Origin of the sequence: Burkholderia sp. BCC0419 (genome assembly GCF_902830285.1) — a bacterium.
Classification (GTDB): domain Bacteria; phylum Pseudomonadota; class Gammaproteobacteria; order Burkholderiales; family Burkholderiaceae; genus Burkholderia.
In genome coordinates this window covers 1,612,304-1,633,678 of sequence record NZ_CADESR010000001.1, presented here as the reverse complement: position 1 = coordinate 1,633,678, position 21,375 = coordinate 1,612,304, and the positions used below count along the sequence as shown (strand labels likewise).

The window sequence follows — 21,375 nt, the reverse complement described above, 5'->3', positions numbered from 1 at the left end:
CCCCGTGAGCAACGCCCCCGCCCTGTCGGTCGAAGGCTTTTTCGACCCGGCGACCCACACTGTCAGCTATCTCCTGCTCGATCCGGCGAGCCGCGCGTGCGCGCTGATCGACAGCGTGCTCGACTACGACCCAAAATCCGGCCGCACACGCACCGCCAGCGCCGACCGGCTGATCGCGCGCGTCGCCGAACTCGGCGCGACCGTCCACTGGCTGCTGGAGACGCACGTGCACGCCGATCACCTGTCGGCCGCGCCGTACCTGAAAGCGCGGGTCGGCGGCCGGATCGCGATCGGTTCGCACGTGCGCCGCGTGCAGCACGTATTCGGCACGCTGTTCAACGCGGGCCCCGGCTTCGCGGAAGACGGCCGCCAGTTCGACCGGCTCGTCGACGACGGCGACACGCTCGCGCTCGGCGCACTGACGATCCGCGCGCTGCACACGCCGGGCCACACGCCCGCGTGCATGACCTATTGCGTGGACGACGCGACGCAGCGCGCGGCGTTCGTCGGCGACACGCTGTTCATGCCCGACTACGGCACGGCCCGCTGCGACTTCCCCGGAGGCGATGCGCGCACGCTGTACCGCTCGATCGCGCGCGTGCTCGCGCTGCCGCCCGACACGCGCCTGTACCTGTGCCACGACTACCAGCCGGGCGGCCGCGACGTGCAGTTCGTCACGACCGTCGCCGAGCAGCGCCGCGCGAACGTGCACGTGAAGGACGGCGTGACCGAGGACGATTTCGTCGCGATGCGCACCGCGCGCGACGCGACGCTCGACATGCCCGTGCTGATGCTGCCGTCCGTGCAGGTCAACATGCGCGCCGGCCACCTGCCCGAACCCGAGAACAACGGCGTGCGCTACCTGAAGATCCCGCTCGACGCGATCTGAGCCGCACGCCCCGCCCCCACCGGAGAACCCCGACATGACCATCCGCACGCTGACCGACACGCTGTCGGTCTCGCCGCAGATCGCGGCGGCCGACCTGCCCGCGCTTCACGCGGCGGGCATCCGCGCGATCATCTGCAACCGGCCCGACGGCGAAGGCGCCGACCAGCCGACCATCACCGAGATCCGCGCGGCCGCCGCGCCGCTCGGTATCGACGTGCATTACCTGCCGGTCGATACCGGCAAGGTGACCGACGACCAGGCCGCGCAATTCGGCGCGCTGGTCGCGTCGCTCGACGGGCCCGTGCTCGCGTACTGTCGCAGCGGCACGCGTTCGGCCACGCTGTGGGCGCTGTCGCAGGCGGGCCGGCGTCCGGCGGGCGACCTCATCGCGATCGCCGCCGCGGCCGGCTACGACCTCGGCGCGCTCGCCCCGCGTCTCGCGCAAGGCAGCGCCCATGCCGCTCCGGCCGTGGACGCGCGACACGACATCGTGATCGTCGGCGCCGGTGCGGCCGGCATCGCGGTCGCGTCGAGCCTGCTCGCACGCGACGCATCGCTCGACATCGCGGTGATCGATCCCGCCGACGTCCACTATTACCAGCCCGGCTGGACGATGGTCGGCGCGGGCGTGTTCCAGCCCGGCACCACCGCGCGGCCGATGGCCGACGTGCTGCCGCGCGGCGTGCAGCGGATCCGCGCCGCGGTCGCGGGCTTCGAGCCCGACGCGCACGCGGTCGTGCTCGACGGCTGCCGGCGCATCGGTTATCGCAAGCTCGTCGTGTGCCCGGGGCTCAAGCTCGACTGGCACGCGATCGACGGCCTCGCCGACACGCTTGGCCGCCACGGCGTCACGTCGAACTACCGCTACGATCTCGCGCCGTACACGTGGGAGCTCGTGCGCGCGTTCCGCGGCGGCAATGCGCTGTTCACGCAGCCGCCGATGCCGATCAAGTGCGCGGGCGCGCCGCAAAAGGCGATGTACCTGTCGTGCGACCACTGGCGGCGCACGGGGCGCCTCGACGCCGCGAACGTCGAATTCCTGAATGCGGGCGGCGCGCTGTTCGGCGTCGCCGATTACGTGCCCGCGCTGATGGAGTACGTGAAAAGCTACGACATCGCGCTGTCGTTCGGCCACAACCTCGTCGCGATCGACGGGCCCGCGCGCCGTGCGACGTTCTCGCGCGCGCTGCCGGACGGCGGCAAGGAAACCGTCGAGCGCTCGTTCGACATGATCCACGTCGTGCCGCCGCAGAAGGCGCCCGACTTCGTGCGCGCGAGCCCGCTCGCCGACGCGGCCGGCTGGATCGACGTCGATCCGGCGACGCTGCGGCACAAGCAGTTTCCAGACATCTACGCGCTCGGCGACGTCACCAACACGACCAATGCGAAAACGGCCGCGGCCGCCCGCAAGCAGGCGCCCGTCGTCGCGCACAACCTGCTCGCGTCGCTGGGCCGCGCGCACGGCGACGCCGCGTACGACGGCTACGGCTCGTGCCCGCTGACCGTCGAGCGCGGCAAGATCGTGCTCGCCGAATTCCTGTACGGCGGCAAGGTCGCGCCGACCTTCCCCGCCTGGCTGATCGACGGCAAGCGCCCGTCGCGGCTCGCGTGGCTGCTCAAGGAGCGCGTGCTGCCGCCGCTCTACTGGAAGGCGATGCTCAAGGGCCGCGAATGGCTCGCGAAGCCCGCGATCGCACGTTGACCGGAGCGCGATGACGTCATGCTGATTTCCCTCGTACTCGGCGGCTTCGTCGGCGCCGTGCTCGGTCTGACCGGCGCCGGCGGCGGCATTCTCGCGGTGCCCGCGCTCGTCGTCGGGATGAGCTGGCCGATGCAGCAGGCCACGCCCGTCGCGCTCGTCGCGGTGGCGGGCAGCGCCGCGCTCGGCGCGCTCGAAGGCTTTCGCCGCGGGCTCGTGCGCTATCGCGCGGCGCTGCTGATGGCCGTGGCCGGCGTGCCGCTGACCACGCTCGGCGTGCGGCTCGCGCACGTGCTGCCGCAGCGCCTGCTGCTCACGCTGTTCGCGCTGACGATGCTGGTCGTCGCCGGCCGCCTGCTGCGACAGGCGCTGCGACAGGCGGCCGTCGATGCGGACGCGTCGCCGCTGTGCGTCGGCCGCATCAATCCCGATACCGGCCGGCTCGTGTGGTCCTGGCCGGTCGGCGTCGCGCTGGCTTCGACCGGCGCGGTCACGGGCTTGATGACGGGGTTGCTCGGCGTCGGCGGCGGCTTCGTGATCGTGCCGATGCTGCGCAAGTTCACGAACGTGTCGATGCATGGCGTGGTCGCGACGTCGTTGATGGTGATCGCGCTGGTCGGCACCGGCGGCGTGCTCGCGACGCTCGTGTCGGGCACGCGCGCGCCGCTCGACGTGACGCTGTGGTTCACCGTCGCGACCGCGCTCGGCATGGCCGCCGGCCGCGGCGCGTCGCGCCACCTCGCCGCGCGGCACGTGCAGGCCGGTTTTGCGGCCGTGCTCGTGTGCGTCGCGCTCGGGCTGCTGGCCAAGGCCGCGTTCGGCGCATGAACGCCGGCGACGGCCGGCGATCGTCACGCGCCGACAAACAAAACGCCCGGCCCGACTCGTCGTCGGCACCGGGCGTTTTTCATGACGGCCGCAACCGGTGTGTCAGGTCGCGAACCCCGCCAGCCGCTTGCGTTCCTGACGCAGCATCACGAAGTTCGCGATCACGACGCCGGCCGTCACCGCGATGATGAACAGCGTCGCGAGCGCGTTCATCTCCGGGTTCAGGCCGAGGCGCACGCGCGAGAACACGACGAGCGGCAGCGTCGTCGAGCCGGGGCCCGACAGGAACGCCGACAGCACGAGGTCGTCGATCGACAGCGTGAACGACAGCAGCCAGCCCGCGATCAGCGCCTGCGAGATCAGCGGCAGCGTGATCGTGAAGAACACCTTCAGCGGCGTCGCGCCGAGATCGAGCGCGGCTTCCTCCAGCGACGGGTTCAGCTCGCGCACGCGCGACTGCACGATGATCGCGACGTACGAGATGCACAGCATCACGTGGCCGAGCCAGATCGTGAACACGCCGCGCTCGGCCGGCCAGCCGATCCACTTCGCGAGCTCGATGAACAGCAGCAGCAGCGAGATCCCCTGGATCACCTCGGGAATCACGAGCGGCGCGTTGATCATCCCGCTGAACAGCGCGAAGCCGCGAAAGCGCCCCATCCGCGCGAGCACGAAGCCGGCCCACGTGCCGATGAACACCGACGCGAACGCGGTCAGCACGCCGATCTTCAGCGACAGCCACGCGGCCGTCAGCAGCTCGTCGTCCTCGACGAGCGCCTCATACCAGCGGAACGAGAAACCCGACCACACGGTGACGAGCTTCGACTCGTTGAACGAATAGACGATCAGGCTGATGATCGGGATGTACAGGAACGCGAAGCCGACGAACAGCGCCGCGAACTGCAGGTAGCGGTTCGGCTTCATCGACGGCCTCCCTGTTCCTTCGCCTGGAAGTGCTGGAACATCGCCATCGGCACGAGCAGCAGCAGCACCATCGCGCAGGTCACGGCAGACGCCATCGGCCAGTCCGCGTTGTTGAAGAACTCATTCCACATCACGCGGCCGATCATCAGCGTATTCGCGCCGCCGAGCAGTTCCGGAATCACGTACTCGCCGACCGCCGGGATGAACACCAGCAGGCAGCCGGCGATGATCCCGTTCTTCGACAGCGGCAGCGTGATCTGCACGAACGCCTTCCACGGCTTCGCGCCGAGGTCGTACGCGGCTTCGAGCAGGCGCAGGTCCATCTTCACGAGGTGCGCGTAGAGCGGCATCACGAGGAACGGCAGGTACGAATACACCATCCCGATGTACACCGCGTAGTTCGTGCGGTACAGCTCGATCGGCGTATGGGTGAGCCCGATCCACATCAGGAAGTTGTTCAGGAGCCCGTTGTTCTTCAGGATCCCGATCCATGCGTACACGCGGATCAGGAACGACGTCCAGAACGGCAGCATCACGCCCATCATCAGCAGGTTGCGGGTGGCCGGGTTCGAGCGCGCGATGTAATACGCCATCGGATAGCCGAGCAGCAGGCACAGCAGCGTCGTGATCGCGGCGACCCACACCGAGTTCACATAGGTCGCGAAATACAGGCTGTCCGTGAACAGGAACGCGTAGTGCGACAGGTTCAGCGCGACGTGCACGACGCCGTCCGCGTACGACGCGAGTTCCGTATACGGCGGGATGCCGAGCTGCAGCTCCGCGAAGCTGATCTTCACGACGAGCACGAACGGCACGAGGAAGAACAGCACGAGCCACGTGAACGGCCCGGCGACGACCGCCGTGGCGCCCGTCAGGTTGAAGCGCCGCACCGGCCACTCGAGCAGGGACTTGAACGCGTTCATGACGTCAGCACCACGCCGGCGGTCGCGCTCCAGCGCACGTAGATCTCATCGCCGAGCGACGGCGTGTCGAGTTCGGAAATCGCGAGGCTCGACACGTTCGCGATCACCGTCTTGCCCCCGTCGAGCTTCACGTGATACAGCGAATAGCCGCCCATGTACGCGACGTTGCTGATCCGGCCGCGCGCCCAGTTGAACGCGCCTTCGGGCGGCTTGCGCGTGAGCGCGATCCGCTCGGGGCGCACCGACACCGTGACCGGCATCCCGAGCGGGCCCGAGATCCCGTGGCTCACGTACAGCCGGCTCGGCAGTTCCGGCGATTCGATGTACACGTGATCGGGTTCGTCCTCGACCGTCACGCCGTCGAACAGGTTCGTCGAGCCGATGAATTCGGCCGAGAAGCGGCTGTTCGGGTATTCGTACACTTCGTTCGGCGAGCCGATCTGCACGATCTGGCCTTCGCTCATCACCGCGATGCGGTTCGCCATCGTCATCGCCTCTTCCTGGTCGTGCGTGACCATGATGCAGGTGACGCCGACCTTGTTCAGGATGTTGACGAGCTCGATCTGGGTACGCTGGCGGATCTGCTTGTCGAGCGCGGACATCGGCTCGTCGAGCAGCAGCAGCTTCGGGCGCTTGACCAGCGAGCGGGCCAAGGCAACACGCTGCTGCTGGCCGCCGGACAGCTGGTGCGGCTTGCGCTTCGCATATTTGCCCATCTGCACGAGTTCGAGCGCGGACGCGACGCGCGCCTTCAGCTCGGCCTTCGGCGTGCCTTCCTGCTTCAGCCCGAACGCGACGTTCGACTCGACCGACATGTGCGGGAACAGCGCATACGACTGGAACATCATGTTCACGGGCCGCTTGTACGGCGGCATCTGCGCGAGGTCCTCGCCGTCGATCAGGATCTTGCCCGACGTGACCGTCTCGAGACCCGCGAGCATCCGCAGCAACGTCGACTTGCCGCAGCCCGAACTGCCGAGCAGCGCGAACAGCTCGCCCTGGCGCACGGTCAGGTTGACGCTGCGCACGGCTTCGGTGTCGCCGAATTTCTTGACGACGTCGACGATCTGGACAAAGTTCTCGGCGCGCGCATCGGCGCCGGAGGAGGAAACGGAGAACGGCGCGCCTGCGACCGGCGCGCCCGACTGGCTATTCATGATGTGCTGCTTCTCTCCTGCGTTAGACGAACAAAGCCCCCGGGGGCACCAGGGGCTTCATGGACTGCGGGTTCACTCCGGCTCGCGTCAGCGGCCCGACTTCAGCTCGGTCCACAGACGCGTCTGCAGACGCTGGATTTCAGGCGGCAGCGGCTTGAGCAGGAACAGCGTCTTCACGACGTCGGCCGGCGGGTAGACGGCCGGGTCGTTCGCGACGTCGGGCCGCACGTACTTGCGTGCCTCGGCATTGGCGCTCGGGTAGTACACCGCGTTGGTGATCGCCGCGTGCACCTTCGGATCCTCGATGTAGTTGATCCACTGCAGCGCGGCCTCCTTGTTCTTCGCATCCTTCGGGATCGCCATCACGTCGAACCACACCGGCGCGCCGCCCTTCGGAATGTAGTACTCGACCTTGTACGGCTTCTTCGCCTCGATCGCACGATGCTTCGCGATCACGACGTCGCCCGACCAGCCGTACGCGAAGCAGATGTCGCCGCCGACCAGGTCGTTGATGTAGCCCGACGAGTTGAACTGCGTGATGTACGGGCGGATCTTCTTCAGCACTTCCATAGCGGCCTTGTAGTCGGCCGGGTTCGTGCTCATCGGATCCTTGCCGATGTAGTGCAGCGCCGCCGCGAACATCTGGTCCGGCGCGTCGAGCACCGACACGCCGCAGGTCTTCAGCTTCGACAGGTTTTCCGGCTTGAACAGGATGTCCCAGTTGTCGAGCGGCACCTTGCCGAGCGCCTGCTGCGCCTTCGTCAGGTTGTACGCGAGACCGGTCGTGCCGTACGCCCAGGGCACCGAGTACTTGTTACCCGGGTCCGCGCCGGCGACGAGCGCCATCAGTTGCGGATCGAGGTACTTGAGGTTCGGCAGCTTCGACTTGTCGAGCGGCGCGAAGATGCCGGCGGCGATCTGCTTGCCCGCGTAGTTGCTGGTCGGCACGACGATGTCGTAGCCCGAGCTGCCCGTCAGCAGCTTCGCCTGCAGCGTGTCGTCGCTGTCGTAGTTGTCGTAGCGGACCTTGACGCCTGCCTGCTTCTCGAAGTTCGGGATCGTGTCCTTCGCAATGTAGTCCGACCAGTTATAGACATTGAGCTGCGTATCCTTCGCCGCTGCCGCCGATGCACCCACGCACAGCGCGAGCGCTGCGAACCGGCCCACTACCTTTGCTTTCATCCCGTTCTCCCTCCGGCCGGACGCGTTGCCCGGCTGCCTTCTGCCTCGTCATGGCGGCGCATTATGGCGCGCCGCCCCTCGAAAACCCCGAAAACTACCATCATTCGCGCCCCGTCACAAAAAAATCATGCCGGTGTCGCGCAAACGGAACAGATTCCCGCCGCCGGCCTGTGGGGCCGCCCGTGCGGCGGGGCGTTCCGGAGGAATTCTATCGGGTAATCGGCGGCTGTCCACCGGGAAAAACGGACCGCGACGAATCGGCGTTCGCATGCCGGGTGCGCCCGCTCGGCGCCCGCGCCTGACGCCGGCCGAACTGTCCCGCTCCCGCGCCGGGACAGCATGCCGGCGCCCGCATCCGGCCGGGCCGCCGCGATGCATTAAAATGGCGGCTGACGATTCAACTGCGCGAACCCTTTCGATGGCCTCCAATCTTCACGACCTCCCCGACAGCCCCTGCATCGGCGTGTGCTCGACGCTCTTCGACGAAGTCTGCAAGGGCTGCGGCCGCACGGCCGGCGAAGTGTCGAACTGGGTGTTCCTGAGCGACGACGAAAAGCGCGCGGTGTGGGAGCGCATCACGCGCGAAGGCACCGCGATGCGCTTCCAGTACGACAAGCTGTAAATCCGCCGCGCAAAAAAAGAGCGGCATGCCGACCGCCATGCCGCCAACCCCAACTCTGTTCTTTTTCCGTCGCGTCTAGAACTTCATCCCGACGCCCACGCCGACGATCAGCGGATCGATGTGCAGCGTGCCGATGCCCTTGTCGCCGAGCGTCGCATCGGTGCTCATCCAGATCTTCTTCACGTCGACGTTCATGAACACCTTCTTCGTCAACTGCACGTCCACGCCGAACTGCAGCGCGGGGCCGAAGCTGCTCTTGTTGATCGACACGCCCTCCCCGCCGACGTTGAGCCCGTTGTTGTAGAAGTACGTGTAGTTCAACCCGGCGCCGACGTACGGGCGCACCTTGCCCGCATGATTGAAGTGATACTGCAGCAGCAGCGTCGGCGGCAGCACGCCCACGCCGCCGAGATTGCCGAGGCTGGACGTCAGCTGATGCCGCGACGTGCCGAGGATCAGCTCGACGCCGAGGTAGTCGCGGATCATGTACGTGAAGTCGAGCTCGGGCACGATCGCGTTGTTCACGCCCGTGTTGATCGCGCCGAGCGTATCGCTCGCGCGCTCGTTCGGCTGGATGCTGATCGCGCGCAGCCGGACCAGTACGTCACCCTGGTTGATGCCGTCGCCCGGCGACGCCGCGTACGACAGCGACGGCATCGCGACGACGCCGGCCATGACGGCGGCTGCGGTGACACAAGTTCGAATCGTTTTATGCATGGTACGGACCCCCAAAGAATGGTTTCCATTCTCCCTGTAGGGTCTTTTCGTCATCTTGATATTGGTCAAGCCAGCGTAAACGTGGGACGGTTTGCCGCAGGTTCGGTCGCACTGCCCGTCAACAGCAGGTCGAGCAGATCGCGCACGCTGCGGATCGCGCGGCCGAACGGCAACGCTTCGCGGCCGCGGAAGAACAGCCCGTTCGCGACGTCGCCGCGCAGCGCGGCCGCGAGCCTCGTGTCGATGCAGAAGTGGCCGAATTTCTCGATGCCGTCGCGCAGCCCGCAGACGCTCAGGCATTCGAGCGCGGTCGGACAGCGCTGCTTCAGCGCGCCGAGCTTGTTGCGAATGCGCGTCTCGTTGCGCAGGTAGCGATCGAGCCACGGCGTCTTCACCGCGCGTGCCGGCAACCCCGTCACGCTGACGAATTCGACGATGTCGTCGGGCGTCGCATCGGCGAGCACGCGCTTGAAATGCGGATGCGCATCGCCTTCTTCCGTCACCGCGAACGGCGTCCCGACCTGCACGCCGTTCGCACCGGCCGCGAACGCCGCGCGCACCGTGTCGTGACTGTTGATCCCGCCGGCCACGATCAGCGGGATCGTGTCGCGGGCGATGCCGAGCGACGCCATCACCTGCGCGGTCTCGTCGAGCACGCGCGCGAAATCGAAACGGCCGTCGTGCATGTCGTCGATCTGCGTGACGCCGAGGTGCCCGCCCGCGTGCGCCGGATGCTCGATCACGATCGCATCGGGCAGGCGCCCCTTCTTCATCCACTTCTTCAGCACCAGCGCGATCCCGCGGCTGTCCGACAGGATCGGGATCAGCGCGATGTCGTGCCCTTGCGTGAGATCGGGCAGGTCGAGCGGCAGGCCCGCGCCCATCACGATCGCATCCGCGCCCTCGTCGCACGCGACCCGCACGTAGTCCGCATGCGCGCTCACCGCCTTCATCACGTTGACCGCGATCATCCCGCGCCCTTCGCTGTACGTTTTCGCGAGACGGATCTCGCGCGCGAGCGCGTCGAGGTTCGCCGCTTCGAGCGTCGCGCGATCGGGTTGCGCGCGGCAACGCGCGAGCAGATCCGCATGATGGTGGCGCAGGTCGATGCTCGCGATCGTGCCGACCGCGCCTTCGCGCGCGACGCTGCCCGCCAGCCGGTGCGCGGAGATGCCGACGCCCATGCCGCCCTGCACGACGGGCAGCAAGGTGCGGCCGCGAATCGTCAGCGGCGGAAAGGAAGTGCGTACGGTCATCTGAAACCTCGTCGGAACATCGGAACCGCGATGATCGACGATCCACCGCTGCGCATCTTGACGGCCGTCAACAAAAAAACGGCACGCGAGCGTGCCGTTTCCGGTTCAGGCCGCGAGCAGCGCTCAGGCCGGCTTCGCCGGCTTCAACTGCATCGACTTGTATTCGAGATACTCTTCGAGCCCGTACACGCCGTTCTCGCGGCCGTGCCCCGACTGCTTGAAGCCGCCGAACGGCGCGGCGCCGTTCCACGTGCCGCCGTTGATGTCGACCTGCCCCGTGCGGATGCGGCGCGCGACACGCATCGCACGTTCGTCGCTACCGGCCCACACCGCGCCGCCGAGCCCGTACGGCGAATCGTTCGCGATCCGCACGGCCTCGTCTTCATCGCGATACGTGATGATCGACAGCACCGGCCCGAAGATCTCCTCCTGCGCGATCGTCGATTTCGGATCGACACGGCCGAACACGGTCGGCTTCACGAAGAAGCCCTTCGCGAGCCCTGCCGGCAAACCGGTGCCGCCCGTCACGAGTTCCGCGCCTTCGTCGATCCCGCGCTGGATGTACGCCTGCACGCGCTGCTGCTGCGCGGCCGACGCCAGCGCGCCGAGGCGCGTCGCGTCCTGCCGCGGGTCGCCCGCGACGTACGTTTCGGCCGCGGCCTTCGCGATCTCGCGCGCTTCGTCATAGCGGGCTTCCGGCACCAGCATCCGCGTGTGTGCCGAGCAGGTCTGCCCCGCGTTCAGGTAGCACGCGTTGACCGTACCCTTCACCGCCGTCGCGAAATCGGCGTCGTCGAGGATCACCGACGCCGACTTGCCGCCCAGCTCCAGCGCGACGCGCTTGACGCCCGCGGCCGCCAGCTCGGCCACGCGCTTGCCCGCGCGCGTCGAGCCGGTGAACGACACCATGTCGACGTCCGGATCGGTGGCCAGCGCCTCGCCGACGACCGGGCCATACCCGCACACGAGATTGAACACGCCGGCCGGCAGCCCCGCCGCGTGGATTGCTTCGGCGAGCATGAACGCGTTGAGCGGCGCGACTTCGGACGGCTTCAGCACCACCGTGCAGCCGGCCGCCAGCGCCGGCGCGACCTTCAGCGTGACCTGGTTGAGCGGGTAATTCCACGGCGTGATCGCCGCGACGACGCCGACCGGCTCGCGCACCACCAGCGAATTGCCGACCTGCGCCTCGAATTCGAACGATTCGGCGAGCTTCGCGTACGCCTTCCAGTTGTAGATCGGTCCGCCGACCTGGATCGCGCGCGACAGCTTGATCGGCATGCCGACTTCGCCGGTGATCGACTGTGCGAGTTCTTCGCTGCGTCCCTGCAGATGCTCGACGATCTTGCGCAGGTAGCCCGCGCGCGTCGCGGCCGGCGTGGCCGCCCAGGCGTCGAAGGCCGCGCGCGCCGCGCGGATCGCGTCCTGGGCGTCGGACGCGACGCCCTCGGGAATCCGGCCGATCACGGCTTCGGTGCCCGAATCGATCACGTCGATCGTGCCGGTGCCGGCCGGTTTGCGCCATGCGCCGTCGATGTAGAACTGGTCGTAGATTTTCATCGTTTTCCGCCTCCAGGGAAGCCGACATTCTAGCGAGCGTTTCGGTGGCTGGTGTGACGAATGACAGCCGTTCGAAAGAACCGGCGCACCCTCGCGCCAGTGCTCCGCCGCCAGTTGCACATGCTGGCGACGCATTTGTGTGGCCACCGCCACGTCAGCATCCACCCGGGTGCGCGGCCGGGCCTGCATCGTGCTATGTTTTTATTATCGGCACCGGCCCGTTGCGGCCGGCGCCGCCCGGAATCGACGCACTTCGTGAGCGCTGCCATGTCCGACGCATCCCATACCCTCGGCTCGCAAGACCGCCTGGAGCTGCTTTGCTGGCTCACCTGCGGCAACCTCGGCGCGTTTTACCTCAACGAATCCTGGCCGGACGCCGCGTTCCAGGTCCAGGCCGCGCACCGCTGGCTCGACCGTCATCACCGCCAGGCCGACTGGCTGTCGGTCGCCAGGCTTGCGGCGCTCGCGCAGGACATCGCGAAGCGGCATGCGGGGTTCGTCGACGCGTCGTGGGCGCGCGACGCGGTCGAGGAAATCGTCGATACCGACGATCTCGACTATCGGGCCAAACTCGTGCAATGGGTGTACGAAGACTGCTGCAAGGCGCTCGCGGACAAGCGGCTGGCCGATTGAGCCGCGCAGGCGTGAGCCGCGCAGGCGGCGCCTGCGCGCGGGTCGCGACATCGCCTGACGCGACGCGCTTTTCGCCGTGACGAACGTAACGGCCGGAATGACGACGGGGTACGGTGCATGCGCACCGCCCCTGTGCCGGCACGCGCGATGCGTGCCGATGCGTTTACAGCAGCGACTTGGCCTGCGTCAGCACCTTGTCGCAAACCTGCTTGGTCACCTGCTGCTTCAGGCCGCCGCCGCTCAGGTCGAGCTTGCTGCCGTTGCCTGCGTCGAGGATCCCGCTCGCGCCGCTCGTATAGCCGCTGTCGGACGACGCGTTGCCGCCGAGCTTGCCCAACAGCGCGTCCTTCACCGACGACGCGCCGCCGCCGGTTGCACCGCCGAGATAGTTGTTCTGGATGCAGAACTGCAACAGGCCCGCGACGTTGCCGGTGCTGCCCGGCGTCAGTGACGCACCGCCGCCGCCCGCCAGCGCGCCGCCGAGGCCGCCGAGGTTGCCGAGCGCCCCGCCCGCGCTGCCGCCCGAATCGCCACCACCGCCGACCTGCTTCAGGACGTCGCCCAGTTGCGCATGGGCGACCGAAAACGGCGCGAGCAATCCGATCAGCGCGCCGGCAACGGTCGCGCGGTAAAGACGTGCATTCATGTAAAGCCTCCCGGTTGTGACTGCGTGAGTACCGCGAATCGTATCCAAGGATACGCAATCGACCGGGGCATGACAGCCTCGCGGCCGGCATGAAACGTCAGGCATCGTGATATCGCGGCGATTTGACAATGCTTGACGGGAGATTCCGCGCGGCATCGCGGGTTCGACAGGCGCGCGACCGCCATTCCGTGTCGCCGGCCCGCGCGAAGCGTCATAGAATCGTCGTCGCCGGCCATTCGGCCGCTGCGGCCCGACATCCACCTCGAACATGAAGGACACTCGCGTGGCGCTTGCCCATCGACTTCTGCTGAGCGCGGGCGCATCAACCGCGCTGATGGCCGGCGCCGGTGCCGCCGGTGCCGCGCCCGCAGCCACGGCGGCCGCGGCCTGCGCATCGCCTTCGTTCGACCGCTATCCGGCACCGGCCACAGCCCCCGCGCCGCGCAAACCGGCTGCCGCGCCTCGGCTCACCAGCAACGAAGCGCGCCTGTACCGAACCGTCATTCGCGACGAATTCGCGCAACCGGCCAATTTTGCCGGTCACTACCGCGTCGCGATCTGGGGTTGCGGAACGGATTGCCGAAATTTCGCGATCGTCGACAAGAACACGGGCGCGACGTACACGATGCCCGGCGTGAAGGCCGTCTCGGGCGTGATGGGCAACGACGACGAGCGCGTCGACTTCCGTGCCGGCAGCAGGCTGCTGATCGTCGCCGGCTGCTTCAACGACGATTGTGACGACGGCAACGCAAAAGCGGCCCGGTTCTTCTACGAATGGACAGGTGCCCGGCTGCGTCCGGTCGGCACATGCCCGCTGGCCATCGAGCCGGTTCAGTGAGCGGCCCGGGCGACCCATGACATCCGTTCACCTCAGTTTCGACGACGGCCCCGGCCCCTCGACGCCTGCGCTGCTCGACGTGCTGCGCGATGCATCATGCGCGGCGACCTTCTTCGTGCTCGGCAAGCACCTGGCGGGCGCGCTCGACGTCGCGACGAGAATCGTGCGCGAAGGCCATCGGCTCGGCAATCACACCCATTCGCATGCCAGGCCGGGCGCGCTCGCTGACGCCGCAATGATCGACGAAATCCACACGACCGATACGCTGATTCGCGACGTCTACCGCCGCGCCGGCCTTGCCGCGCCGAACGCGATCCCGCTGCGTCTTCCGTACGGATTGATGCCGCAGGACGATCGCGCCGCCGTGCTCGCGCACCTGCAACGCGAACACACGGGCTGGACCGCGATACTGGACGACTGGCAGCGACCGGCGCCATCGCCGCAGGCGCTGTTCGACGCGATGTGCGCGCACGTCGACGCCTGCGCGGCGCAGCATCGCGACGTGCTGTTCTGCCTGCACGACGGATCGCGGCACGGCGACGCCCGGCCCAACACGGTCGAAGCCGTGCGGCTGTTCCTGAACCGGCAGCGCTGACGCGACGGCCAGCTAACCGGCGGGCGCCGCCTCGTCCAGCAACCGGCGCCAGCCGCCGAGGAATCCGATGCCGGGCCCCGGCATCCACAGGCCGCGCTGCGCGGCTTCGAGATGGATCAGCGTCTGGTCCGCGCAGAACAGCGCCATCAGCGCGTCGTGGTTGTCGCGCAGCCACTGCGGCGCCGCATCGGGCCGCGTCGCCGCATAGGCCTGCACGCCGGCCACCCATCGCCCTCGGTCGAACACGAAGCCATCGTCCCGGCCCGCATCGCGCGACAGCGCGAACGACGCAAACGCCGCCTCGAGCCATTGCGCCCCCTGCCCCACATCGTCGAAATCCAGCACGCCGTTTACCGCGTTGCCGACATACAGCAGGTTGCCCGCGTGATAGTCGCCGTGCAGCCAATGCACCGGCCCCGTCAGCCACGAGGCCGCCGCGTCGAGATGCGCGCCGATCCGCCGGATCACCGTGTCGTAAGCGTCGCGCAGGTCGGCCGGCAGCGACGGCATCGCGCGCGCCGCGACGCGCGCATGACGGGCGGACAACCACGCCAGCGGCGCCGCTTCGCTCGCGGGTATCGCGGCCAGCGCCGTATGCAGATGCGCGAGCGTGCGCATCGCATCGGTCGCCCCCGCGTGCGGGGCGTCCGGCAGGCCGGGACGGCCGTCGATATGCTCGAACAGATGCAGCCAGCTTCCGTCGGGCGTCTGCACGCCGGTTTGCGCGCCGACGGTCGGTCGCAGTCGCGGCAGCGCGGGCAGCTTCGACGCCGTGCGCGCCTCGCCGAGATGACCGAGTATCGACGCCTCGCGCCGCATCTGCCCGACCGGCTTGCCGGCCCACGACACGCGCAGCACCGTGCGCCCCGCCTCGCACTCGACGAGATACGTTTTGTTAGTATGGCCCGACGCCAGCGCCTGCAGGCGCGCCGGCCCGATGTTCCAGTACCGGTGTAGCCACGGTTCCAGCGTTTTCACGTCACTCCTACTCGTTGCATTGACCATGTCAGAGCGTCCTTCGGCCCGCATGCGGGACATCAACATCGAATGGCTGACGCGCGCCGCCGAATTCGGCCATCTGTTCCAGACCCGCTGGCTCGGCGAGCGCTTCTTCCATCTGCCCGGCGACATGCTCGCGCTGCAGGAACTGATCTGGCGCGAGCGCCCCGACTGCATCGTGCAGACCGGTATCGCCGCGGGCGGCGGCGTGGTGTTCACCGCGTCGATGCTGGAGCTGGCGGGCAACCCGGGCCGCGTCGTCGCGATCGAACCGCGCCTGCGCGACGAAGTCCGGCAGCGCCTGCAAGCGCACCGGCTCGCCCATCGCATGGTGCTGATCGAAGGCGAATCGTGCGCGGCCGACACGCTCGCGTCGGTGCGCGCGCAGATCGGCGACGGCGCGCGCGTGATGACGATCCTCGATCTCACGCATACGCACGCGCACGTGCTGCGCGAACTCGAATGCTATGCGCCGTTCGTGACGCCCGGCAGCCACGCGATCGTGATGGACACCATCATGGAATACCTGCCCGAGTCGATGTTCGACGGCAAACCGTACGGCCGAGGCAACAACCCGGCCACGGCCACACGCGAATTCCTTGCCCGCGACGACCGGTTCGAAGTCGATTGCGACATCGAGGACCGCGTGCTCATGACGCTGTCGCCAGGCGGCTTCCTGAAGCGAGTGCGCTGATCAGGCGGGCGGCCTGCGCGGAGCCGTCGCGCGCGGCATAGCTGTCGCGAATCCGCGCCGCCTGCTCGCGCAACGATCCGGCACGCAACAGGCGCTCGAGCGCATCGGTGATTTCCGCGACGCCTGCCTGCTGCAAATCGAGCACGCAACCCGCGCCGGCCCGCTCGACGAAGTGCGCCGAATGGAACTGGTCGTTGCAGAACGGCGACAGCAGCATCGGCACGCCGCACGCGAGCGACTCCATCACCGAATTCGCGCCGCCGTGGCTGACGAACGCGCGCGTGCGCCGCAGCAGCGCCAGTTGCGGCGCGTAACGCACCGCGATCACGCGTTCGTCGCCGGCCGGCAGCAGATCCGAATCGATCAGTTCGCCGACCGACAGCACCAGTTGCGCCGAGGTCGCGCGTGTCGCGTCGATCACCTTCGCGAACAGGTCCGGATGGTAGTAAAGCTGACTGCCGAGCGACATGTAGACGAGCGGGCGATCCGCGTCGACGCGTTCCCACGGAAACGCCGTCTCGTCGCCGCGCGGGCCCGACGGCATCGCGGGGCCGACCAGTTCGACACCGGGCGGCGGCGCGCCGACCAGCGCGTCGGTCGTGAACGCGAGCGTCAGGTGCGGCGACAGCACGTCGCAACCACGAAAGCGGGCGTCGAGGCCGTAGCGCGCGAACAGCCGCGTGCGCTCCGGTTCGAGCCATCGCACCGTGCGCAGCAGCTCCGAATCGAGATCGTCCGGCAGCACCGGATTCAGCGAATTGGACATCGAGACCCATGGCAGCCCTTCCAGCTCGGCGGCAATCGCCGCGGCATAGAGCAGCGGGTCGATCACGACCACGTCAGGCTGCCAGTCGCGCAGCACCGCGCGGAGGCCGTCCACCTGCGCGGGCGCGAGGTCGATCAGCAGCGTGCGGATCCAGTGCCGCAGCCAGTCGGCGTCGCGAATGTTCGCGGCGAAGCTCGCGCCGCGCGACAGGTCGCGGCGCTCGGGCGTCTCGCGCGGCCCGACGAACGCGAAGTCGCCGGCGCCGTCGAGCTGTTCGCTGATGTCGGCCGGCGCATAGAACGCGACGTCGCAGCCGGCCGCGCGCAGATGTTGGGCCGAGCCGATGCAGGGATTGACGTGGCCCTTCTCGGGCACCACGCAGAACAGGATGCGTTTCATGAGCGGCTCAGGTTGGGCGATGCGCGGCATCGGGATGAAGGCGATCGAGATGATCGAGGATCAGTGTCAGCGTCGTCCACAGCACGCGTTCGGTATCCGCCTGCAAAGCGGGCGCGGCCAGGCCGAGCGTGTCGGCCAGTGCATGCGTGCGGTCGCGATCGAGCAGCGTCGCGAGATCCATCGCCGGCGCGAGCCGCCCGCGCTTGGGGCCGTGCACGAGACGGTCCGGCAGGTTCAGGCGCGCACCGAGATCGCGCAGGCACTGCTTGTCCGGGTCGGGCGCGATGCTCGTCAGATGCGCGACGACGGCGGCATCGACGAACGGCGGATGCAGGTCGACCGACGCGGCGTCGAACAACGCGTGGCACAGCGGCAGATAGTTGGCCGAGCGGTCGCGGCGCAATACCTGATCCGCGCCGTCGCCGGTAATCGCCACCTCGACGCCGTCCGCCGCCATCGCGTCGGCCAGCAGCAGCTTCGCGACCGGATGCAGGTTGAACATCGGCTCCTCGACCGCGTGAGTCGTTCTCGGCAGCGCCGCGACGAAATCGGCCTCGTTCGCGCGCACGATCTTCACGTTCGCCTGCATCTGCGTGGCGAGTTCGAGCGCCGCGTCGAGTTCGCAGTAATCGGGCATGTCGGTCGCGAGGATGTAGGCCGTCACGTGCCGCAATGCGCCGAGCTCGCGCAGCAACGCGAGCAGCAGCGCCGAATCGAGCCCGCCGCTCAGCGCCAGCGCGACGCGCTTGCCGCTGTCGAGCGCGCGTTGCAGCGACGCGCGCAGCACGGTGTCGAGGTCGGCAGGCTGCGGCTGCTCGTGTGTCGGCTCCACCGTCAGCCCGTGCGGCGACCGGATCAGTGCATGACCGGGCGGCACCGCGAGCACGTCGCGCAGCACGGTGCGGCCACTCGGGCGCTCGCCGCTCAGGTAACCCGCGATGGCGGCCGTGTCCGGCGCACCGGTCGGTTGCCCCGACGCCCGCAACACGGCGCGGATGCCCGACGCCGACACGCCGCTGCGCGGATGGTAGTGCAGACGATCGAAACCGAACAGGTCGCGCGTGCCGACGATCATGGATAACGAGCCTTCAAGGTGTCCACTTCAATGCGTTTGAGGATGCGATGCGGCGCCACCGGCGCGCTGCCGCCCTGGCAATGCAGGCACGCTTCGAGTGGCGTCTCGCGTTGCAGATAGGCGAGCATCGCGTCGAGCATGCCCGCGTCGTCGCGCAGCGGCAGGCCGTCGGCCTGGAAATCCTTCTCGCCCTTGTACAGCGTATGGAAATGCGCGGGACGCGTGCACGTGTAGAACATGCCGTCGCGAATCATATGGCAGCGCTCGCGGATCCAGCAATCGTGATAAAGGCGTCGGGCTTCGTCGCGATCCGTGCCGGGCTGGGCGCGGTTCATCGTCGTGAACACGTCCTGCACCTTCCAGTTCAGCCGCACGTCGAAGCGCGCGGCCTGATGCTCGACATGCGCAACGAGGTCGGCGGAAAGCGCCGGCTTCGGATAGCGCGAGATCGTCAGCGCATCCACCGCTTGCCAGAACGCGTCGGGCATCTCGCCGAGCTTCAGGCCGTTCGTCGTGACCGAGATCACGGGCGCGATGCCGGTGCCGCGCACGCGTTCGACCAGTTCGACGAGTGCCGGATGCAGCAACGGTTCGCCGCCGACCAGCTTGAACATGCGCGGGCGCAACACCTTCGCGGCCGTGCGCAGATCGGCTTCGATCGATTCGGGGCTCGCGTACCACTCCGGCAGCAGCGGCGACAACGAGCAGCATTCCGCGCAGGTCAGGTTGCAGTGATCGGCGATATGCGCTTCCAGCGAGCGCGTCTGGACCCGCCCGTCCTCGACGCGGTAATCGCGATCCAGCGGCGGCGGAAACACGTGCTGCCGCTCGCCGGGCCGCGGCGGATTCGTGATCTTGTTCGGGTTCGCACTCACATCAGTTTCCTGCTTCCACGCAACGGGAAAAGAAATCGACCAGATGGCCACGCGCGTCCACCATCGCGGACGCCATCGTCACCGCGCCGTTCAGGTGCGACGCGAAGCGCGACGGATCGTCGAGCCAGCCTTGCACGATCCACAGCTTGAGCGCGTGCTGCAAGCATGCGGCATCGACCGCCCATGCGATGTGCGCCGGGTTCACCGGCCGCACGCGCCCGTAGGCACGCACGAACGCTTCCGCGAGGTGCGGCGCTTCCAGCGGCAAATGATTCAGGCATCGCACCAGCTCGTATTCGCGAGGCGCGCCGATCGACGCTTCCCAGTCGATGATCAGCGGCGGCAGCGTGCCCGTGAACAGATAGTTGAACTGGTTGTAGTCGTTGTGGATCGGGTGCTGCGGATCCTCGGCCGGAAACGCATCGATGCTGCCCGGATAGTAGCGGTCGAGCATGCGCAGCGCGAGCTCGACGTAGCGACGCAGGTTCGCGGCGTCGGTGGCGTTCGCATCGGCTCGATCGAGTGCATCCAGCAAGCTGCGGCGTACCGCATCCGCATCGATCGAGGTCAGCCGCGCGCGGATCGTATCGAGCGACGGCAGATGCAGTGGTTCGAAGCTCAGGTGCAACGCGGCCAGACTCGCGCCGAGCGCATCCCATTCGGCTGGCGAGAACGTATCGTAGGTCTTGAATTGCCCGGCTTCCCAGCGCGTCAGCATCGCGTGCGAATGCTGCCCCGACCACAGCGATGCGCCGGACGTCGTGCGCTTGAGCGTCTGCACATGGAAGCGGGTATCGCCATGCTTTTCCAGATGCGCGAGGATGGCGGTTTCCTTGACCGCGCGCGCATGGTGCTCGAGTGCATAGAGCTTGACCGCCACGCCCGCGCCGCTGTCAGTCGGCAGATGCCACACCCGCTCACTGACCTGCGTCGGCGGCCCGCCGCGATCGAGCCCGTAGGCATCGCGAATCTCGTCGAAGGTGACGGCGAGCGCATCCATTCAGATGTGCTCGGCCGGCCCATGCCGATACGGATGACCGGTCAGGAACGTGTTGTGTCCGACGTAGCGCAGCTTGTACATCGCCGGCCGGAACAACACCGACGGATCGTTGTTCGCGATGCCGAGCAGCGGGTACAGGTCGCGCCGCACGAAGAACGCGTTGTTGCCCATGTCGTCGCAGCAGACGAGTTCATAGCCCTTCTGCCTGCCGAGATGCGCGAGCGATTCGAGGCTTGCGCCGTAATAGGTCGAGCCGTCCCATTCGTGGTCCGGATTGAAGCACATGACCCAGCGCTCGGGCGGCGTGTAGTACGGGTTGTATTCGATCACGACGATGCGCGGCTGAAACGCCTGCAGGCCGCGCCACACCCAGTAATCGTTGCCGTCGATGTCGATCGACAGCAGGTCGAAGTCGGTCGGTACGTTCGCATCGGCGAGCAGTTGGTCGACCGTGTCGGGCTGGACGCGATCGTGATGCAGGCGGACGCGCGCCACGCCCGCGTAGTGCGCGGCAAGCTTGCCGAACCGATACGCGCTGCCTTCCACCAGTACGCCGGCCCAATCCTGTTCGCGCAGCAGCCGCGCGGTATTGCTGTTGCGCAGGCCGTCGCTCGCGCCGATATCGACGCAGAAGCGGTTGGTCGGCGCGATCCGCTCCATCAGGCGCGACAGGATGCCCTCCTCGGTGCCCTGCGCATACAGGCTGGGCGCAAGGCCGGACAGGTCGAGCGGGAGAGGATGGTCCTGCATCGAAGGTGGCTCCGGAGCGAAATGGGGAATGATGGGTGGCGCTGGGTGGGTAATTTACCTGAAGTCGATTAAGCAGAGGAAACAGGCATGCGCGGCGTGGCCGGGTTTTGCCGCGGCGGATATGAAAAGCCCGCATCGACATTGCTGTCGATACAGGCCTGTATTCCCGCCGAAGTCGAACAACGTCCCGTCCGTCTTCACTTCGATGATCCGGTTCGCCAGCCCGCTCACGAACTCGCGGTCGTGTCTTGTCGTTTCGTTCTCGTCGAAGTCTCCTTCTTTTGTCGCTGCAAGCCCCACACCCGATGCTTGGCGCACTTCGATTGAAGAATGGCGCGACTCGCTACT

The 21,375-nt window shown here is 67.7% G+C and carries 22 protein-coding genes; 8 read left to right on the top strand and 14 right to left on the bottom strand.

What is annotated here, in order from left to right; translation table 11 throughout:
* The first annotated feature begins 4 nt into the window (after nucleotides 1-4).
* The 3 genes from HWW87_RS07320 to HWW87_RS07310 are packed head-to-tail and all read left to right on the top strand — an operon-like array spanning nucleotide 5 to nucleotide 3,416.
* Nucleotides 5-889 carry an MBL fold metallo-hydrolase gene (locus HWW87_RS07320; protein WP_175819763.1) on the top strand — a complete coding sequence of 295 codons (885 nt, stop codon included), beginning with the start codon at nucleotides 5-7 and terminating at the stop codon, nucleotides 887-889.
* 34 nt (nucleotides 890-923) lie between these two features.
* Nucleotides 924-2,591 carry a bifunctional protein tyrosine phosphatase family protein/NAD(P)/FAD-dependent oxidoreductase gene (locus HWW87_RS07315; protein ID WP_175819762.1) on the top strand — a complete coding sequence of 556 codons (1,668 nt, stop codon included), beginning with the start codon at nucleotides 924-926 and terminating at the stop codon, nucleotides 2,589-2,591.
* An 18-nt stretch (nucleotides 2,592-2,609) separates the two neighbouring features.
* A complete protein-coding gene (locus HWW87_RS07310; protein WP_175819761.1) occupies nucleotides 2,610-3,416 on the top strand; it encodes a sulfite exporter TauE/SafE family protein in 807 nt (268 codons plus the stop codon).
* Nucleotides 3,417-3,518: 102 nt separating this feature from the next.
* On the opposite strand, the gene HWW87_RS07305 is transcribed toward HWW87_RS07310, so the two are convergent.
* The 4 genes from HWW87_RS07305 to HWW87_RS07290 form a co-directional block, all read right to left on the bottom strand.
* Nucleotides 3,519-4,340, bottom strand: a complete 822-nt coding sequence (locus HWW87_RS07305) for an ABC transporter permease subunit (protein ID WP_175819760.1) — start codon at nucleotides 4,338-4,340, stop codon at nucleotides 3,519-3,521.
* Nucleotides 4,337-5,263 (bottom strand): ABC transporter permease subunit, encoded by a 927-nt coding sequence (locus HWW87_RS07300; RefSeq protein WP_050015507.1) that lies wholly within the window; start codon nucleotides 5,261-5,263, stop codon nucleotides 4,337-4,339. Before HWW87_RS07300 ends, HWW87_RS07305 begins: the two co-directional genes overlap by 4 nt.
* Nucleotides 5,260-6,420, bottom strand: a complete 1,161-nt coding sequence (gene potA / locus HWW87_RS07295; RefSeq protein WP_175819759.1) for a polyamine ABC transporter ATP-binding protein — start codon at nucleotides 6,418-6,420, stop codon at nucleotides 5,260-5,262. Before potA ends, HWW87_RS07300 begins: the two co-directional genes overlap by 4 nt.
* A gap of 87 nt (nucleotides 6,421-6,507) precedes the next feature.
* Complete coding sequence (locus tag HWW87_RS07290) at nucleotides 6,508-7,602, bottom strand: polyamine ABC transporter substrate-binding protein (protein WP_175819758.1); 1,095 nt, start codon at nucleotides 7,600-7,602, stop codon at nucleotides 6,508-6,510.
* 418 nt (nucleotides 7,603-8,020) lie between these two features.
* On the opposite strand from HWW87_RS07290, the gene HWW87_RS07285 reads away from it, so the two are divergent.
* Entirely contained in the window at nucleotides 8,021-8,224 is a 204-nt protein-coding gene (locus tag HWW87_RS07285) for a DUF1289 domain-containing protein (protein WP_027784516.1), read from the top strand.
* A 75-nt stretch (nucleotides 8,225-8,299) separates the two neighbouring features.
* On the opposite strand, the gene HWW87_RS07280 is transcribed toward HWW87_RS07285, so the two are convergent.
* The 3 genes from HWW87_RS07280 to HWW87_RS07270 all read right to left on the bottom strand — a co-directional run bounded on the left by HWW87_RS07280 (nucleotide 8,300) and on the right by HWW87_RS07270 (nucleotide 11,757).
* The gene (locus tag HWW87_RS07280; RefSeq protein WP_175819757.1) at nucleotides 8,300-8,941 is read right to left on the bottom strand and encodes an OmpW family outer membrane protein; all 642 of its coding nucleotides are present in this window, start codon (nucleotides 8,939-8,941) and stop codon (nucleotides 8,300-8,302) included.
* Between the two features lie 65 nt (nucleotides 8,942-9,006).
* Nucleotides 9,007-10,197, bottom strand: coding sequence for a nitronate monooxygenase family protein (locus HWW87_RS07275; protein ID WP_175819756.1), 1,191 nt, complete (start codon nucleotides 10,195-10,197; stop codon nucleotides 9,007-9,009).
* Between the two features lie 123 nt (nucleotides 10,198-10,320).
* Nucleotides 10,321-11,757, bottom strand: a complete 1,437-nt coding sequence (locus tag HWW87_RS07270; protein WP_175819755.1) for an aldehyde dehydrogenase family protein — start codon at nucleotides 11,755-11,757, stop codon at nucleotides 10,321-10,323.
* Between the two features lie 267 nt (nucleotides 11,758-12,024).
* Here HWW87_RS07270 and HWW87_RS07265 point away from each other — a divergent pair, with 267 nt between their 5' ends.
* Nucleotides 12,025-12,390, top strand: coding sequence for a hypothetical protein (locus tag HWW87_RS07265; RefSeq protein ID WP_006488152.1), 366 nt, complete (start codon nucleotides 12,025-12,027; stop codon nucleotides 12,388-12,390).
* A gap of 163 nt (nucleotides 12,391-12,553) precedes the next feature.
* Here HWW87_RS07265 and HWW87_RS07260 read toward each other — a convergent pair whose 3' ends face one another.
* Entirely contained in the window at nucleotides 12,554-13,036 is a 483-nt protein-coding gene (locus tag HWW87_RS07260; protein WP_175819754.1) for a DUF2501 domain-containing protein, read from the bottom strand.
* Between the two features lie 283 nt (nucleotides 13,037-13,319).
* On the opposite strand from HWW87_RS07260, the gene HWW87_RS07255 reads away from it, so the two are divergent.
* Complete coding sequence (locus HWW87_RS07255; protein WP_175819753.1) at nucleotides 13,320-13,874, top strand: hypothetical protein; 555 nt, start codon at nucleotides 13,320-13,322, stop codon at nucleotides 13,872-13,874.
* Nucleotides 13,875-13,890: 16 nt separating this feature from the next.
* The gene (locus HWW87_RS07250; protein ID WP_175819752.1) at nucleotides 13,891-14,469 is read left to right on the top strand and encodes a polysaccharide deacetylase family protein; all 579 of its coding nucleotides are present in this window, start codon (nucleotides 13,891-13,893) and stop codon (nucleotides 14,467-14,469) included.
* Nucleotides 14,470-14,481: 12 nt separating this feature from the next.
* On the opposite strand, the gene HWW87_RS07245 is transcribed toward HWW87_RS07250, so the two are convergent.
* A complete protein-coding gene (locus HWW87_RS07245; RefSeq protein ID WP_175819751.1) occupies nucleotides 14,482-15,447 on the bottom strand; it encodes a phosphotransferase in 966 nt (321 codons plus the stop codon).
* A 25-nt stretch (nucleotides 15,448-15,472) separates the two neighbouring features.
* On the opposite strand from HWW87_RS07245, the gene HWW87_RS07240 reads away from it, so the two are divergent.
* The gene (locus HWW87_RS07240; protein WP_175819750.1) at nucleotides 15,473-16,162 is read left to right on the top strand and encodes a CmcI family methyltransferase; all 690 of its coding nucleotides are present in this window, start codon (nucleotides 15,473-15,475) and stop codon (nucleotides 16,160-16,162) included.
* On the opposite strand, the gene HWW87_RS07235 is transcribed toward HWW87_RS07240, so the two are convergent.
* From HWW87_RS07235 to HWW87_RS07215, 5 genes are read right to left on the bottom strand one after another with little or no spacing between them, the layout of a single operon-like run.
* Nucleotides 16,119-17,327 (bottom strand): glycosyltransferase, encoded by a 1,209-nt coding sequence (locus tag HWW87_RS07235; protein WP_175819749.1) that lies wholly within the window; start codon nucleotides 17,325-17,327, stop codon nucleotides 16,119-16,121. The two genes, HWW87_RS07240 and HWW87_RS07235, sit on opposite strands and share 44 nt — an antisense overlap.
* Before the next feature lie 7 nt (nucleotides 17,328-17,334).
* Nucleotides 17,335-18,402, bottom strand: a complete 1,068-nt coding sequence (locus HWW87_RS07230) for an asparagine synthase-related protein (protein ID WP_175819748.1) — start codon at nucleotides 18,400-18,402, stop codon at nucleotides 17,335-17,337.
* A complete protein-coding gene (locus HWW87_RS07225; protein ID WP_175819747.1) occupies nucleotides 18,399-19,277 on the bottom strand; it encodes a 4Fe-4S cluster-binding domain-containing protein in 879 nt (292 codons plus the stop codon). The genes HWW87_RS07230 and HWW87_RS07225 overlap by 4 nt, the downstream gene beginning before the upstream one ends.
* Nucleotide 19,278: 1 nt before the next feature.
* A complete protein-coding gene (locus tag HWW87_RS07220) occupies nucleotides 19,279-20,277 on the bottom strand; it encodes a phosphotransferase (RefSeq protein ID WP_175819746.1) in 999 nt (332 codons plus the stop codon).
* Nucleotides 20,278-21,027, bottom strand: coding sequence for an FkbM family methyltransferase (locus HWW87_RS07215; RefSeq protein ID WP_175819745.1), 750 nt, complete (start codon nucleotides 21,025-21,027; stop codon nucleotides 20,278-20,280).
* Nucleotides 21,028-21,375: the final 348 nt, after the last annotated feature.